Here is a 16,119-nt window from a genome sequence, read left to right on the forward strand (position 1 = left end):
GTTTCGAGTTACGAATTATAACAAATTAAACTAATAAGATTCCCTGAAATGATCGGGAATAATCTTAGCGTTTTAGCGTCTCTGTGGTATAAACCGGCACTTCCTGTAAAAACTGGTAGGTTTTGTTTTCGTGATCAATTTCACAGCAATAATGCTCCAACCCATTTGTTAGTACAATGATTCTCGCCTTATGAGTGATATTATATTGCGCCAGTTGATCAAAGGCTTTCTGGGTCAATTTTACCGTATCGGCTTTACATTCTACCAATAAGTATTTTTCTCCTTGTGTGTTAAACAACAAAATATCAGAACGTTTTGCCAGTTCATTCACTTTTAAACCTCCTTCAATATTGATTAACCCCTTTGGATAATTACGTTCTTTAATTAAGTATTGAATAAAATGCTGACGCACCCATTCTTCCGGCGTAAGAATCAAATGTTTCTTGCGGATCTCATCAAATATGTACAGCTTCCCTCCTTCTTCTTTTAGCTGAAAAGGAAATGGAGGAAGATTCAATGCAGGTAATTGAGGCATGGCGCAAAGGTAGGTATTTGACATTTTTGATTTATATCAGTCCGTACTTTTAAATATCATCAAAACAAATATCTTTGCCCGACAACTAATCAGCTACACTAAATTAATGACGAGCTATAAGCCCGGCTTACACATTATTGCCGAATTTTCATCTGCCAAAAACAATCTGCTCTCTGACCATACTTTTTGTAAACCTTTTTTTGATGAACTGATCAACCGTTTTGAACTTTCAAAAGTGGGCGAAGTGTATCATAACTTCGAAAACGGAGGGTTTACAGCTGTAATTTGCTTAACTGAATCACATCTTTCAATCCACACATGGCCTGAGTTTAACCTGGCAACGTTTGATGTTTTTCTCTCCAATTTCAAACAGGTAAACAACCATAAGGTAAAGGCGATCTATGCTGAAACACTTGATTTTTTTGGTGGTTCTGAAATGAATAAACATGAAATTGCACGCTAATGGGAGATTTACTGAATCATAAGCATTTAACCAGCACCGGGTTTGTAAATTGTCCTGATTGCGGCACCCAGTTTAAGGTATTTGATTATACCAATAGCAATCATTTCGGATGTGCAAACTGCCATACCTTTTTCACTTTCCGTATGCAGATCAGATCCTTTAACATAAAGGATTTTGAGGCAAAACCTGCCATACCGATAGGCAGTATCGGAACATTTGAAGGCAATTCGTATACACTTGCCGGATTTATGGTAAAAAAGGAAAAAGGAAATAATTATAAATGGCGCGAATACCTCTTAATTAATGCCGAAAAAGGATATGCGTTTTTATCAGAATTTGACGGGCACTGGAACTTTATCGCTGGTACTAATCATTACCCTGATTTAACTTCAGTAAAAGGCAATAACTATTCGGTTACTTATCAGGACAAGGAATATAAGCTGTTTAATAAATATGAGCCACAGTTGCTTTATGCAGCAGGCGAGTTCGATTGGGATGTTGTTAATGAGCATATTAATGCACGAGAACTGATTGCGCCTCCTTGTATGCTTGTTCGCGAAAACCAGGGAAAGTCAGGCGACTGGTTCCTCGCAACTTATAATACTCCTTCAGAGGTGGCTGAGGCTTTCAAAATTAAGAGAAACGTACTCCCTACCCGTTTTGGTGTCGGAGCTAATCAACCTGCAGCATTTGAAAGACAATTCAACGGCTTAATGATGGTAACTACATTTACAGTTATTCTGATGTTTGCGATCTTATGGGCGTTCAATTTTAATAAGCCCGAAAAAGAGGTCTTTCATGAAAACTACATTCCTCAACGTGATTCTGCCGGTTGGGGAGGCGGAAGTTATAAGACCATTAATACAGGCAGCTTTAAAGTAGATGGCCCTACAGCTTTGAATGTTGAGTTACGTTCGGATGTGAGTAATGAATGGATGGAAGTTCCAATAACACTCATCAATGACAAAACCGGTCAGTTTTATGATTTCAGCAAAGCCATTGAATTTTATCATGGATATGAAGATGGCGAATCATGGACGGAAGGCAGCCGTGATGCCAATGCTGTACTAAGTAATATTCCTTCTGGCTATTATCACCTAAGCATTGAACCTGCATCCGATGGACGCGGAGATGAAGGACTAGAAGTGGTGATCACTCAAAACACCATACTGTGGTCTAACTTTTTCATTTTCTTACTCCTCATTGCAGTTTATCCTATTTTTCAATTTGTAAGAAGGGCCTATTTCGATCGTCAACGCTGGTCGAACAGTGATTATTCTCCTTATGATAGAGACAATTAGATTATGCTACAAAATTTAAAAGAACTAAAATATTACATCCTGCTGCTTATGATCGCATTGGGAGGCTATACGTGGTTAACACTTAACGGAATTAAGCTATTGGGCGACGATAACCAAAGCAAAGAAAACCGGAGTGGCTATACACGTAGTTATTATCACAAATAAAAAACTTAAACTACTACTAATATGACTTTATCTGAACTTATTAACGTAAAATATGTTGTGGCTTCCATTTTATATTCGGGCCTGGGTATCTTAATTTTATTAGTTTCATTCTGGATAATTGAAAAAATCACTCCAGAAAATCTTTGGAAAGAAATCCTTGAAAAAAGAAATATGGCGCTGGCTTTAATGGCTTCTGCCTACATGATCGCATTGGCAATTATCATTGCTTCGGCAATACACGGTTAAATTTTCATCGAAATGAAAAGAATACTAGTGCTCGGAATTCTATTAACAGGAGGTTTCTTTGCCAAAGCGCAGGAAACCGCTGTTCGAATAGCCGAAAATGCCTGTAAATGCATTGAATCGGTGCGCACAATTGAACCCGATTCTTTACAGGCTCAAATCAACCAATGCATTAGTAGCGCATCTGCTTCCGTAATTCTGAATGGACCTGATGAAGAACGAAAGAAATACACCACAGTTCAAGGGATACAATCCTTATTGCAGTCATCGATGGAGGTACTCTTTGAGCAGTGTCCAAATTATCGCAACGCCGTTATAAATATTAAAACGGTGGAGTATTATACCCTTTCAAAGGACGAAAATGCGAACAAGGCCTACTTGAAAGGAAATACATATGCCGAAGTAAAGGAATATGGAGCAGCTATTAAAGAGTACTTAAAAGCAATTGCGATAGATTCTCTGTTCATTTTTGCCCTTGACAATACAGCCATCTGCTATCGGAAAACTTCGGATTACACCAATGCAGAAAAGTATTACAAAAAATCACTGCAGGTTTTTCCACAGGGAGATGTGGCCTTGTTAAATATTGCAGGCATCTGTTTGTTTAAAAAACAGAATGAAAAAGCCCTGGAATATTTTAAACAGTTGCGATTTTATCATCCTCATAATGCTGAGGGTTATTTTGGCATTGCTAAAGTATCTTTTGAAGCTCAAGAATATGAAGAGGCTTTGGATAACGCATTCAGGGCTTACCGGATCTACAGTGAAAACAAATCACCTTATGTGGAAGATGGGAAAAAATTGATTGCCATAATCTACAATACACTTAAAGAGAAAAATAAACTCGACTTATTTAATCAAAAGGCCAAACAATACAATATTTCATTTGAAGGATCTAATTGATCTTTCTGTTAAGCATTAGTTAATACAGTGAACCAAAACCGATTTCACATTTTATTATTACTGTCTGTTTTTGTAGTTGCTACATGCGGCCTCATTTATGAGCTGGTGGCAGGTACATTGGCAAGTTATCTTTTGGGCGACTCCGTAACCCAGTTCTCAACAATTATCGGGGTTTACCTTTTCTCCATGGGAATTGGTTCATGGTTATCAAAACATTTTGAGAAGAATCTGCTATCATGGTTCATTCAAATTGAGTTATTGGTTGGGTTGGTTGGTGGCACCAGTTCTACCCTGTTGTTTTTTTTATTTGAACAAACCGAATCGTTCCGACTGTTATTGTACATGATGGTTATGCTTACCGGAACATTTGTAGGCTTAGAAATACCATTGCTGATGCGGATTCTCGAAAACAGGTTTGAATTTAAAGACCTGGTTTCTAAAGTATTCACATTTGACTATATCGGTGCTTTATTGGCATCAGTAATTTTTCCTTTACTGCTGATTCCCCATTTAGGAATTATCCGTACCTCTTATTTCTTCGGATTATTGAACATTGCTGTGGCAATAATTGTGTTGTGGCAGTTTAAGAAAGAAATTAGCTGGCAAAAACAACTTAAGGTGCAGGCCATTTTATGCATGGTTGTTTTGCTGGCTGGCTTTGTTTATGCGGATAAGATCATGAGCTTTACCGAATCGATGGCTTACCCAGATAAGATCATTTACTCAAAAACCACTCATTATCAGCGCATCATAATCACTAAAAACCAACGTGAATTACGACTTTTCCTGAACGGAAACTTACAGTTCAGTTCGGCAGACGAATATCGTTATCATGAAGCATTGGTTCACCCGGGATTGGCAGCGCTTCCCTACGCAAAAAAAGTATTGGTTTTAGGAGGTGGCGATGGACTTGCTGTACGTGAGATCCTGAAATATCCGAATGTTCAATCGGTAACTTTAGTTGACCTGGATAAAGAAATGACCTCCATGTTCACCAATAACAGCATGTTGTCGGCTTTGAATTTACATTCATTTTCTTCTCCTAAAGTTAAAGTAATCAATACTGATGCTTTTACCTGGGCGAAAAAACAACAAAACGAGCAATATGATTTTATAGTGATCGATTTCCCTGATCCTTCTAATTTCTCAATCGGAAAATTATACAGCAATCGATTTTATTCAGAAATCGAGAAGTTGCTTTCACCCGAAGGTATTGTGGTTATCCAGTCTACCTCACCGTATGTTGCACCAAAATCTTTCTGGTGTATCGATAAAACGTTACAATCGGTTGGATTAAATACAGTTCCTTACCATGTATATGTTCCCTCATTTGGAGAATGGGGATACGTAATGGGCATGAAAAAGCCTTCGTACAATTTACCGGGCCAGTTTCCGGCGGGATTAAAGTTTGTGAATCAGGAAAGCCTTAAACAGATGCTGTATTTTCCCGGAGACATGGCAAAGGTTCCTACAGAAATCAACAAACTGAATAATCAGGTATTAGTGCATTATTTTGAAGATGAGTGGGCAAAGTTCTTATAATAAACCTCGCAATTTGTTAAGTCAGTTAAACCGAAAAGCATTTTTATTAAGGGCCGGAATCGGTTTAACCGCGGCTATTGCCGGCGGATACTTTTATAAAAAAAAACGCTCAAAAAATACCAGATATATTACAGGAAGTATGGTTGGGGCTAATGCCAAAATCGGACATTTACTGCGCGACAAGCTTTCCATTCCTGAGCCATCTGTTAAAGAACAAATTGACTACCTGATTATCGGAGGTGGTATTTCGGGTCTTTCGGCTGCGCGTGAGTTAAAGAAGCACGGCATCTCTAATTTCAAACTTATCGAACTGGATAAGCATATAGGTGGCAATTCTTCAAAAGGGCAAAACGATGTTTCGGCTTATCCCTGGGGAGCCCATTATCTTCCGATTCCTGATCCCGAAGATGCTGAATTGATCCGTTTCTTACAAGAAATCGGAACGATTACAGGTTTTAATCCGGAAGGTCTTCCTGTATTCAATGAATATCAATTATGTTTCGATCCGGAGGAGCGTTTATACATCCGTGGCCAATGGCAAGAAGGAGTCATTCCCTCCATCGGAATAGATGAAAAGGAGAAACAGCAGATAGAACGCTTTTTAAAATTGATGGAAGCTTTTAGAACTGCCAAAGGGAATGATGGCAAATTTGCTTTTACGATTCCTCTTAAAAACAGTTCTCAGGATCAACAGTTTATCCAACTCGACAAAATCAATTTTGCCACTTATTTAGATCAGGAAGACTTTACATCCCCACATTTGCGCTGGTATTTAAATTATGGGTGCAAAGACGATTATGGAAGTACAATTGAGCAGACATCTGCATGGGCTGGGATTCATTACTTCGCCGCACGAAAAGGTAAAGCGGCAAACGCAAAAAATGGCGATCTGTTAACATGGCCCGAAGGCAATGCCTGGCTGGCCGAACAATTGCGCAAACAAGTCGCTGAACACATAATTGTTAATTCGCTGGCATATCATATTGATCATAATGAAAACAATGTAACGGTAAGTGTTTTTGATCCTGTGGCCAACACGAGTAAAGTCATTGAAGCAAAAAAAATCCTATTGGCTTGTCCCCAGTTTGTTAACCAACGTTTATTAAAAACCGTAAAAAGCAACCGGACAGCCGAATTGTACAATCACTTTAATTATGCACCATGGATGATTGCTAACATTACTGTTAATCAATTACCGGAAGCAAAAGGAATTGGTCTTTGTTGGGATAACGTATTATTTGAAAGTGAATCGGTTGGCTATGTAAATGCCAATCACCAACATATCAACCAAAACGAAAAGAAACGCGTACTGACGTATTATTTACCCTTAACTGGTCGTGAGCCTAAAGTACAGCGTTTAGCTGCCTTTATACGCAGTTATGATGATTGGGTACAAATGGTTTGTGATGACTTAGAACGGTCGCATAAGGGCATTACAGCCTTTATTGAGTCGATTGATATATGGATATGGGGACATGGGATGATCCGGCCTGAGCCGGGTTTTATTTGGGGTGAAGAAAGACAAAAAGCAGCCAAACCAATTAACGGACAAATCTTCTTTGCGCATACTGATCTAAGTGGCGTTTCTATTTTTGAAGAAGGATTTCATCAGGGAATAACCGCTGCACAGCAAATGATAGCTACTATATGAGTACAATAACTAATAAACAATCGTGGATATACTCAGCAAAGGCAGATCTGCTTTTTATCCTATCACCACCATTTGTTGCATTATTGGCTATCCTACTTTTCCCAGCTGTGTTTCAACAGGCTGGAAGTATTCCCCTGCTCTACTGGGTGTTTTTAATATTGCTGATTGATGTGGCCCATGTATACACCACCTTATATCAAACCTATTTTAATCCACAGCGATTAAAAAAACATTATTCACTATACATGGCCATACCGGTTGTTTGCTATGTAGTCGGAGTTTTACTGCACAGTATTGATGGAATGTTATTTTGGAGGATTTTGGCCTATCTGGCAGTTTTTCACTTTATCAGGCAGCAATATGGTTTCATGCGACTTTATTCACGTACTGAAAACCAGTCGCCTGATTGGTGTAAAACTATTGACGTAATTAGTATTTATACAGCAACACTTTATCCTTTAGTGTACTGGCATTTATCAGATGATCGTAATTTTAATTGGTTTATTGATGGAGAGTTTTTTCAATTTCATTCCGATCTTTTATTGAGTTTAGTCACGGTCTTGTACTTTCTTGTCCTATGCATTTACCTTATCAAGGAAACGTTCATCATTCTTAAGTATAAACAGTTTAACATTCCCCGCAACCTTATCATCGGTGGCACTTTTTTGTCATGGTATTTCGGAATTGTTTATTTCAATGGAGATATGGCCTTTACAACGCTAAATGTCGTTTCGCATGGCATTCCGTATATGTCCTTGGTTTGGTTTATGCAAAAGAAAGAACGTCCCGATTATAAAGGTTCATTATTAATCCATTTGAAGCGTTCTTATGGCATTCTCATCTTTCTGGGAATAATCGTCGTTCTGGCCTACCTTGAAGAGGGTCTATGGGACGGATTTATATGGAAAGAGCATCAACCCTTTTTTGGAATTTTCAAGCAGCTTCCGACTATTACAAGCAAGGAAACGCTGGCATTGATTGTTCCGTTGCTTTCCTTACCCCAATCAACTCATTATGTTTTAGATGGATTTATTTGGAAGAAAAGTCATGCATAAACATTTTTAAAGTAATTCCCTTTCTTCATCATTTCTTCATATCCTAACAAGATCTTAGTATCATCAAAAAAACAATAAGCATCATGAAAAAGCTATTATTATTTATTGCTGCTTTGGGATTAGGAACAGCAGTAAGTTTTGCTCAAACCGCTCCTGCAACAACTGTAAAAAAAGATACTAAAACGGTAACTGCTTCAGCTAAAAAAACAACATCAGCAACAAAAACAGCAGCTAAAGCTACTACCACAAAAGCCACCGAGACAACCACTAAAACTGCTGCCAAAGCGCAAAAAGATACAAAATCTACTGTTTCGGCAACCGCTCCCGTAAAAAAAGACGGTACTCCAGACATGCGCTACAAAACTAATCAGGAAGCTGCAAAAACTGCAGGACCTAAAAAGAAAGATGGCACTCCTGATATGCGCTATAAAACCAATCAGCCTGCGCCTAAAAAAGCAAACTAATACGTTTTTCTTATATATTTGGTTAGGTCAGAAGCCACTTCTTTTTCGGAGTGGCTTCCTTTTTTTCTACTTCTCACCTGATTAAAATAGCGCAAACGATTGCGTTTCTTTTGTTATTATTCATTCATTAAATAAAATATATCTTCGTCATACAACAACGTAAACTATTTGATGAAGAAGATTTTATTGTTGGGATTATCGCTTTTAGTAGCGGTTTCAACACAGGCACAAAAAACAAAACATACTTTTAAAATTGAAAACGGTGCATTTGTCTACGACGGAAAACCTGTTCAGATTCATTCCGGAGAAATGCATTTCGCACGGGTTCCACAAGAGTACTGGCGTCACCGTTTAAAAATGATGAAAGCAATGGGGCTTAACTCAGTGGCTACCTATGTTTTTTGGAATTACCATGAAACGGCACCTGGTGTTTGGGATTTTAAAACCGGCAATAAGAACATTTCTGAGTTCATTAAAATTGCCGGAGAAGAAGGTTTAATGGTCATTCTTCGTCCCGGTCCATACGCGTGTGCTGAATGGGAATACGGCGGTTACCCATGGTTTTTACAAAACGTAGAAGGCTTAGAAGTAAGGAGAAACAATCCTAAGTTTTTAGCTGCCTGTAAAGAATATATTGATCACCTGGCAAAAGAAGTAAAGAACCAGCAAATAACGAAAGGCGGCCCCATCATTATGGTGCAGGCTGAAAATGAGTTTGGTTCATATGTTGCACAACGCAAAGACATTCCGCTGGCTGAACATAAAGCATACAGTTCTGCCATTAAAGCTCAATTATTAGCAGCAGGTTTTGATGTTCCACTTTTTACTTCAGATGGAAGTTGGTTGTTTGAAGGAGGATCGATTGAGAACTGTTTGCCAACCGCTAATGGAGAAGACAATATTGAAAACCTTAAAAAAGTAGTAGACCAATATAACGGTGGCAAAGGACCGTATATGGTGGCCGAGTTCTATCCTGGATGGCTTGATCATTGGGCCGAACCTTTTCCTAAAGTTCCTACCGAAGATGTGGTAAAACAAACTGAAAAGTATCTTCAAAATAACGTTTCTTTCAATTATTACATGGTTCATGGTGGAACAAACTTTGGTTATACATCCGGAGCTAATTACGATAAGAATCATGATATTCAGCCGGATATGACCAGCTATGATTATGATGCCCCTATCAGTGAAGCAGGTTGGGCCACTCCAAAGTATATAGCGATCCGTGAGTTGATGAAGAAGCACGTTAGCTACAAAATTCCGGAAGTTCCTCAACCTTTACCTGTTATTGAAATTCCGGAAATCAAGTTAACTCAAACCGCTGCTCTATTGGATCTTAAAAATACGATTCAACCCGTTGTGAATGATAAACCATTAACATTCGAAGAATTAAATCAAGGACATGGTTATGTTTTATACAGCAGAAAGTTCAACCAACCAATCTCAGGAAAACTGGAACTAAATGGCTTACGTGATTATGCGCTCGTATACGTAAATGGAGAGAAAGTGGCTGAATTAAACCGCTATTACAAGAATTACTCTTGCGAAATTGATGTTCCTTTTAATGCGACGCTGGATATTTTTGTTGAAAACATGGGCCGTATCAATTATGGAGCAAAAATAACGGAGAACAATAAAGGCATTATTAGTCCGGTTGTGATTAATGGCACTGAAATTTCCGGCAACTGGAAAATGTATAAAATGCCACTCGAAAAGCAGGAAGAAGTGGCCAGCATTAAAGCGAAAGAAGTAAAAAGCCAACCAGTTGTTTTAAAAGGCACGTTCAATCTTACGGAAACAGGAGATACCTTTTTAGATATGGAGGCCTGGGGAAAAGGAATTGTATTTGTAAATGGATATCATTTGGGTCGCTATTGGAATGTGGGACCGCAACAAACATTATATTTACCGGGATGCTGGCTAAAAAAAGGTGCTAATGAAATAACAATCGTTGAATTCAACAAAGTTCCATCAGCAACAGTAAAAGGGGTAAAAACACCGGTTTTGGATAAACTGAAAAGTGCAGATTAAGCAATACAACTAACCATAAAAATAAACTCCCCGATAGCTATTCTATCGGGGAGTTTATTTTAACTATAGTTTATCTAACGAATAATTCAATTTTGATTCGATCATTTTCCGCTCTTTATCAAGCATCACCAACTTATTGCCCTTATTAGTAAATCGTACAAAATAACGTTCTTGTCCGGGTTTATCATAATTCAACACATAAACCGTAGCGTCGTTATCTTTATCATATCCACGTTCAGTATTAATCTTGCCAGTTGATTCAAATGGTTTTCCGTCACCCTTTCCCAAATAAGTTTCCTTTAGTACATAAGTATTGTCCAGATAGATAAATAACTCAGTTTTAATTCCTTCACAATCGGCACAAGGAAGGGTTCCTGAATAAGATCCCATCAGTTTCTTATCCATAACCTCTTCGGTATTTGACGAGTCTGACAAAGCAGAATCAATACTGGCAGCTATACTATCTGCGGCGCTTTCTGCTGCTTTTTGTTTCTGATTAGATTGGCAAGCTGCAAGTAGCATTATGGCTAGCCCTAAGTAAAATATCTTTTTCATAAAGTTTTCGTTAGACTATTATTTAGAAATATAACGAAATGGATATATATAATCATATTTCCATTCATTACATAGTTCTGAAAAATCGCACTAACAAACAGATTGTTACATAGTTACATCAAAAAGAATACCTAGTATCCATATTGATACATCTTCTACAATTGCATTGATACAGCAAAAAACAACTTATTTACAAGCTATTCTATAATTTTCCCTTACCAACAAAAGCTAAAAATTCAGTTCTGTCAAGCTCCTTTTCCTCGGTTATATTGCTGCTTTTGTTTCAACTATTTCCAGACAAATAACTAATTATTATAACCTAATTCTAACATCATGAAAAAGCAACTAATTTCTAAAATCTGCGGATGCATGATATCAGTATTTTTTGCAACTACCGCCACTGCACAAGTACAACTTCCTGAAATTACGGTTACGGAAAAAACTACCAGCACTGTAGTAAATCAAAAAGTTAATGTTGCTTTTGAAACTGCTTTTAAAGGTGCAACCGAAATGAGATGGGTGGAAGTGAACAAACGGTATATTGTCAATTTCATCCTGAATGATCAAAGAAATCACGCCCTGTATTCAAAAAATGGTAAACTACTTTATCATATTATTTACGGCAGTGAAAAACACCTACCAGCACCAATTAAAACACAGGTGATGAAGCAATACACTGATTACAGTATTACTCAGGCGATAAATATAAAGCAAAGTCAACGAGATATGTGGGTGGTAAACCTGGAAAATAAGAACGACTTTATATTGGTAAAAGTACTTGAAGGGGAAATGGAGCAAATGAAGATGCTTAAGAAAGCAAATGAGGCTTTGGTGAGACAGTAGATTAGTTGAGAGTCCGGAGTCTTGAGTTCTGAGTCTGTTTGTCCATATTTATTTGGACCATTGATTCCTTACTCAAGGCTTTGAACTCAAGAACTAAATAAAAAAATAGTCCACAGACCACGCAAATGCTATGGACTATGGACTATCGACCATGGACTCCCGATTCAGGACTCCGGACTAAAAACTTACACCAACGCCGCCAAACTCTCTTCTAACGCTTTGATTTTAGATTCGGCGTCGGCTTTTTTATTACGTTCGTTTTGGATGATCTCAGGTTTTGCATTCTGAACAAAACGCTCATTACTTAATTTCGCATCAACTGACTTTAAGAAACCTTTCAGGTATTCTAAATCTTTATTGATTCGTTCACGTTCAGCTTCAACATCAATATTTGATCCCAGGTCTACAAAAAATTCATCTGTACCAACATGGAATCCTGTTCCAGCTGCCTTTTCGGTTACAAAATCAATTGATGAGGTATTGGCTAATTTACTGATCAAGCCGGTAAACAATTGATAAGTAATTTCACTATTGATCTTAATTGCTAATGGTAATGCCTCTTTCGGACTAATTTGTTTTGAGTTGCGGATATTACGCATCTGTGAAATCACATTCAAAACAGCATCCATTGATTTTAACACTTTAGCATCAAAAGGAACCGATTGTGGATAGTGCGATACAATGATACAATCCATTTCCGAACGCTCTGCGATTTCATGCCATAGTTCTTCTGATAAGAATGGCATAAACGGATGAACCAACTTCAATAAACGCTCAAAAATATCGATGGTTGCATCATAGGTTTCTCTATCGATAGGTTCACCATAAACAGGCTTAATCATTTCGAGATACCACGCACAGAAATCATCCCAAACCAATTTATACGTTGCCATCAATGCATCCGACAAACGGAAAGCATTAAAGTGCTCTTCAATCTCTGCTAATGAAGCATTGAATTTATGCTCAAACCAGGCAATTGCTATCTCATTATTATCGTCGCCACCTTCTTTAATTTCCCAACCTTTTACTAATCGGAATGCGTTCCAGATTTTGTTAGCAAAGTTTCTTCCCTGCTCACAGTAGGCCTCATCAAACATCAGGTCGTTACCTGCCGGAGAAGAAAGTAACATCCCCACACGTACGCCATCGGCACCATATTTTTCAATGAGTTCTAACGGATCTGGCGAGTTACCTAATGATTTGGACATTTTTCGGCCCAATTTATCGCGAACAATTCCGGTTAAGTACACATTTTTAAATGGCACTTCTTTACGAAACTCATTACCCGCCATGATCATACGAGCTACCCAGAAAAACAAGATTTCCGGTGCTGTAACCAAATCATTTGTTGGATAATAATATTGAAGGTCGGCATTACCTTTACTTTCGGAATTTCCGAATACAGAAGGATCAAAAACCGAAATTGGCCATAACCATGACGAGAACCAGGTATCAACTACATCTTCATCTTGTACTACATTAGAAAATGCCTGATTAGCGGCTTTAAACTCAGCTTCTGCTTCTCCTTTTGTTTTAGCAACTACGTATTCCCCATTCTCATTATACCAAGCCGGGATTTGTTGTCCCCACCAAAGCTGACGTGAAATACACCAATCTTTTACATTCTCCATCCAGTGACGGTAGGTATTGATGAATTTATCAGGAATTAACTGAACTTCACCATTTAAAACTACTTCCAAAGCTGGTTGAGAAAGCTCACTCATTTTACAGAACCATTGTAATGAAAGTTTAGGTTCAATAACGGCATCGGTACGTTCCGAAAAACCTACCTGGCTTTTATATTCTTCAACTTTCTCTAGTTGTTCTGCTTCTTCTAATAATTTGGCGATCTTTTTACGAGCAATGAAACGATCTTCACCTACTAAAATTTCGGCTTTTTCGTTCAATGTTCCATCATCGTTCAAAATATCAATAACAGGCAATTTATGTTTAATACCTAACTCGTAATCATTTAAGTCGTGAGCCGGAGTAACTTTTAAACATCCTGTACCAAATTCCATATCCACATATTCATCCAAAATGATCGGAATCTCACGATTAATCAATGGAATGAATACTTTTTTACCATGAAGATGAGTAAAACGCTCATCATTAGGGTTGATACAAATTGCCGTATCTGCCATAATGGTTTCAGGACGAGTGGTTGCGATCATTACAAAACCATCTTCACCTGAAACTTTATACTTGATATAATATAATTTCTGGTTTACTTCTTTACGAATTACTTCTTCATCCGAAACCGCCGTTTTTCCTTGCGGATCCCAGTTTACCATACGCACGCCACGATAGATCCATCCTTTTTTATACAAATGAATGAATGTATCAATAACAGCCTCAGAAAGAGGAGCATCCATGGTAAAGCTAGTGCGATCCCAATCGCAGGAAGCTCCAAGTTTTTTCAACTGGTCAAGAATAATACCTCCGTATTTTTCTTTCCACTCCCAAGCGTATTTCAGAAAATCTTCGCGACTAAGGTCTTTTTTGTTGATGCCTTTTTCTTTTAACATAGCAACTACTTTGGCCTCAGTAGCAATAGAAGCGTGATCGGTACCGGGCACCCAGCATGCATTCTTATTTTGCATACGAGCACGGCGGACCAGCACATCCTGGATGGTGTTGTTTAACATGTGTCCCATGTGTAATACGCCAGTAACGTTTGGTGGCGGAATTACAACTGTGTAGGGTTCACGTTCATCTGGAACTGACTTAAAAAACTTTTTTTCCAGCCAATAGCTGTACCATTTGTCTTCTGTCTCGCGCGGGTTGTATGTTTTTGAAATACTCATTTTGGGATTACACCGATTTATTTAATATACTGATTACCACCGATTCTAAAATGATACAAAATCATTTAGTTCAGGTTTAATCAGAAGTTTGCAAAAATAGGAAATTTAGGGCAGAAATACACCTCATCCCCGGCCCTTCTCCTTGAGGAGAAGGGAGCGCTCGGATCGCTGTTATGTTACTTCAACTCTTTAAAACGTTCTGAGGTTAGCTCCCAACGATTTACTGGCTGCTCAAAATTCAGGAATCCGGGAGTGGTTATGTATTCATTTATAAACCTGAATCCTACTTTGCTTAGTGTTTTATTAGGTGCCAGATTAAGGGCATAAGGTTCACAATAGAGCGTCTTTAGCTTTAGATTTTTAAAGAAATAGGGCAAAGATTTTTTTACCAACTCCACTCCTGCACCATGTTTTCGGTCATGGTTATTCCATAAGTGCAAATGCATGAATGCTTCTTCTCCAAAAATGATCTTATTTACATTGGAATGGCCGACAGGCTTACCGTCGATCTGCCAAATCACACAGTAAGCTTTCTTTTCCTCATAGCTTTGACTCAGCTGTTCTGAAAGCATTCCTCTCCATTGTTCTTTAGTTGGTAGTTTGCTAAGCTCCACACCCATTCCTTTTAAAAAAGCTTCATCAGCTGTTGTCCAGTAGTTTATAATTAATTCAATATCATCGGAGCTTAATTCCCTAACCGATAAGATGTTTTCCATATGAATAAAATTTATACGGTCGAAGTTAGTTTTTTTACCACGAAGACGCTACGGTACAAAGCTTTTCATCCATAATTCTTTGCGTCTTGAAGCCTTAGCGGTTTTAAAAATGCTTAAATTCGCAGTCCAAACAGAAATTACATGCAATTCAGCAACGTTCAATTATTAAAAACCGCGGATGGAAGTTTTACCCTTTTGCAACAAGATCTGATGCAGACTTACCATTCTGTAAACGGGGCGTTGCAAGAAGCTAAGCATGTATTTTTAGAAACGGGCCTCAAGCATTTCAGGATGCAAAGTCAAGTGCAAAAACTAAGCATTCTGGAAGTTGGTTTTGGTACCGGTTTAAATTTTTTAGTTACAGCAGATTATTGTTCAAAAGAAAACATCCAATTGAATTATGTTGGGGTTGAAGCCTTTCCGGTTAAACCAGAAGTAATGCAAAAAATTGAGTTTGAAAATGTAATAAGTGCTGAAATATGGAAGAATTTCCTTACCAATTACCACTTACTCATCGAAGGCAACAACATTGAAATCAACAAAAATACCAGTCTCAGGATGGAGCAAAAAACGATACTTTCAACTTCCCTACCTCCCATCTTCGATATAATTTATTATGATGCCTTCGCTCCCGCCATTCAACCCGAAATGTGGTCGCAGGAAACGATACAGCATGTGGTTTCCTTTCTAAAACCGGGAGGTATATTTGTTACCTATAGCATTACCGGAAACTTAAAACGTATTTTAAAAGGATTAGGGTTTACTATCGAAAAACCTAAAGGAGCTGCAGGAAAACGAGAAATGTTACGAGCAACCTTAAAGCAAGAAGCCTAAATTTAACTAAA

The 16,119-nt window shown here is 38.0% G+C and carries 16 protein-coding genes; 12 read left to right on the forward strand and 4 right to left on the reverse strand.

Annotated features, from left to right (window positions below):
• Positions 1–64: 64 nt before the first annotated feature.
• Positions 65–559 (reverse strand): type I restriction enzyme HsdR N-terminal domain-containing protein, encoded by a 495-nt coding sequence (locus SOLCA_RS11730; protein WP_014680667.1) that lies wholly within the window; start codon positions 557–559, stop codon positions 65–67.
• A gap of 82 nt (positions 560–641) precedes the next feature.
• On the opposite strand from SOLCA_RS11730, the gene SOLCA_RS11735 reads away from it, so the two are divergent.
• The 10 genes from SOLCA_RS11735 to SOLCA_RS11775 all read left to right on the forward strand — a co-directional run bounded on the left by SOLCA_RS11735 (position 642) and on the right by SOLCA_RS11775 (position 10,353).
• Positions 642–998 (forward strand): S-adenosylmethionine decarboxylase family protein, encoded by a 357-nt coding sequence (locus SOLCA_RS11735; RefSeq protein WP_014680668.1) that lies wholly within the window; start codon positions 642–644, stop codon positions 996–998.
• Entirely contained in the window at positions 998–2,299 is a 1,302-nt protein-coding gene (locus tag SOLCA_RS11740) for a DUF4178 domain-containing protein (RefSeq protein ID WP_014680669.1), read from the forward strand. The genes SOLCA_RS11735 and SOLCA_RS11740 overlap by 1 nt, the downstream gene beginning before the upstream one ends.
• A gap of 3 nt (positions 2,300–2,302) precedes the next feature.
• Entirely contained in the window at positions 2,303–2,464 is a 162-nt protein-coding gene (locus tag SOLCA_RS23165) for a hypothetical protein (protein ID WP_014680670.1), read from the forward strand.
• Between the two features lie 21 nt (positions 2,465–2,485).
• Entirely contained in the window at positions 2,486–2,710 is a 225-nt protein-coding gene (locus tag SOLCA_RS11745) for a DUF350 domain-containing protein (protein WP_014680671.1), read from the forward strand.
• Positions 2,711–2,722: 12 nt separating this feature from the next.
• On the forward strand, positions 2,723–3,610 hold the full coding sequence (locus tag SOLCA_RS11750; protein WP_014680672.1) for a tetratricopeptide repeat protein: 888 nt from the start codon (positions 2,723–2,725) through the stop codon (positions 3,608–3,610).
• 27 nt (positions 3,611–3,637) lie between these two features.
• A complete protein-coding gene (locus SOLCA_RS11755) occupies positions 3,638–5,152 on the forward strand; it encodes a polyamine aminopropyltransferase (protein ID WP_014680673.1) in 1,515 nt (504 codons plus the stop codon).
• Positions 5,130–6,803 (forward strand): NAD(P)-binding protein, encoded by a 1,674-nt coding sequence (locus SOLCA_RS11760; RefSeq protein ID WP_014680674.1) that lies wholly within the window; start codon positions 5,130–5,132, stop codon positions 6,801–6,803. Before SOLCA_RS11755 ends, SOLCA_RS11760 begins: the two co-directional genes overlap by 23 nt.
• Positions 6,800–7,858, forward strand: a complete 1,059-nt coding sequence (locus SOLCA_RS11765; RefSeq protein ID WP_014680675.1) for a hypothetical protein — start codon at positions 6,800–6,802, stop codon at positions 7,856–7,858. The genes SOLCA_RS11760 and SOLCA_RS11765 overlap by 4 nt, the downstream gene beginning before the upstream one ends.
• Positions 7,859–7,941: 83 nt before the next feature.
• On the forward strand, positions 7,942–8,322 hold the full coding sequence (locus SOLCA_RS11770; protein ID WP_014680676.1) for a hypothetical protein: 381 nt from the start codon (positions 7,942–7,944) through the stop codon (positions 8,320–8,322).
• Positions 8,323–8,493: 171 nt separating this feature from the next.
• Positions 8,494–10,353 carry a glycoside hydrolase family 35 protein gene (locus SOLCA_RS11775; protein WP_014680677.1) on the forward strand — a complete coding sequence of 620 codons (1,860 nt, stop codon included), beginning with the start codon at positions 8,494–8,496 and terminating at the stop codon, positions 10,351–10,353.
• Positions 10,354–10,416: 63 nt separating this feature from the next.
• Here SOLCA_RS11775 and SOLCA_RS11780 read toward each other — a convergent pair whose 3' ends face one another.
• Positions 10,417–10,908: a copper resistance protein NlpE gene (locus SOLCA_RS11780; RefSeq protein ID WP_014680678.1), complete on the reverse strand. Its 492-nt coding sequence runs from the start codon at positions 10,906–10,908 to the stop codon at positions 10,417–10,419.
• Between the two features lie 333 nt (positions 10,909–11,241).
• Between SOLCA_RS11780 and SOLCA_RS11785 the strand changes: the two genes are divergently transcribed.
• On the forward strand, positions 11,242–11,751 hold the full coding sequence (locus SOLCA_RS11785; protein WP_014680679.1) for a hypothetical protein: 510 nt from the start codon (positions 11,242–11,244) through the stop codon (positions 11,749–11,751).
• Positions 11,752–11,936: 185 nt separating this feature from the next.
• On the opposite strand, the gene SOLCA_RS11790 is transcribed toward SOLCA_RS11785, so the two are convergent.
• Together SOLCA_RS11790 and SOLCA_RS11795 are read right to left on the reverse strand one after the other, a co-directional pair.
• Positions 11,937–14,558 (reverse strand): valine--tRNA ligase, encoded by a 2,622-nt coding sequence (locus SOLCA_RS11790; protein ID WP_014680680.1) that lies wholly within the window; start codon positions 14,556–14,558, stop codon positions 11,937–11,939.
• 176 nt (positions 14,559–14,734) lie between these two features.
• Complete coding sequence (locus SOLCA_RS11795; RefSeq protein WP_014680681.1) at positions 14,735–15,274, reverse strand: GNAT family N-acetyltransferase; 540 nt, start codon at positions 15,272–15,274, stop codon at positions 14,735–14,737.
• Between the two features lie 141 nt (positions 15,275–15,415).
• On the opposite strand from SOLCA_RS11795, the gene mnmD reads away from it, so the two are divergent.
• Complete coding sequence (mnmD, locus tag SOLCA_RS11800; RefSeq protein ID WP_014680682.1) at positions 15,416–16,108, forward strand: tRNA (5-methylaminomethyl-2-thiouridine)(34)-methyltransferase MnmD; 693 nt, start codon at positions 15,416–15,418, stop codon at positions 16,106–16,108.
• Positions 16,109–16,119: the final 11 nt, after the last annotated feature.

This window comes from Solitalea canadensis DSM 3403, assembly GCF_000242635.2.
Taxonomy (GTDB): Bacteria; Bacteroidota; Bacteroidia; order Sphingobacteriales; family Sphingobacteriaceae; genus Solitalea; species Solitalea canadensis.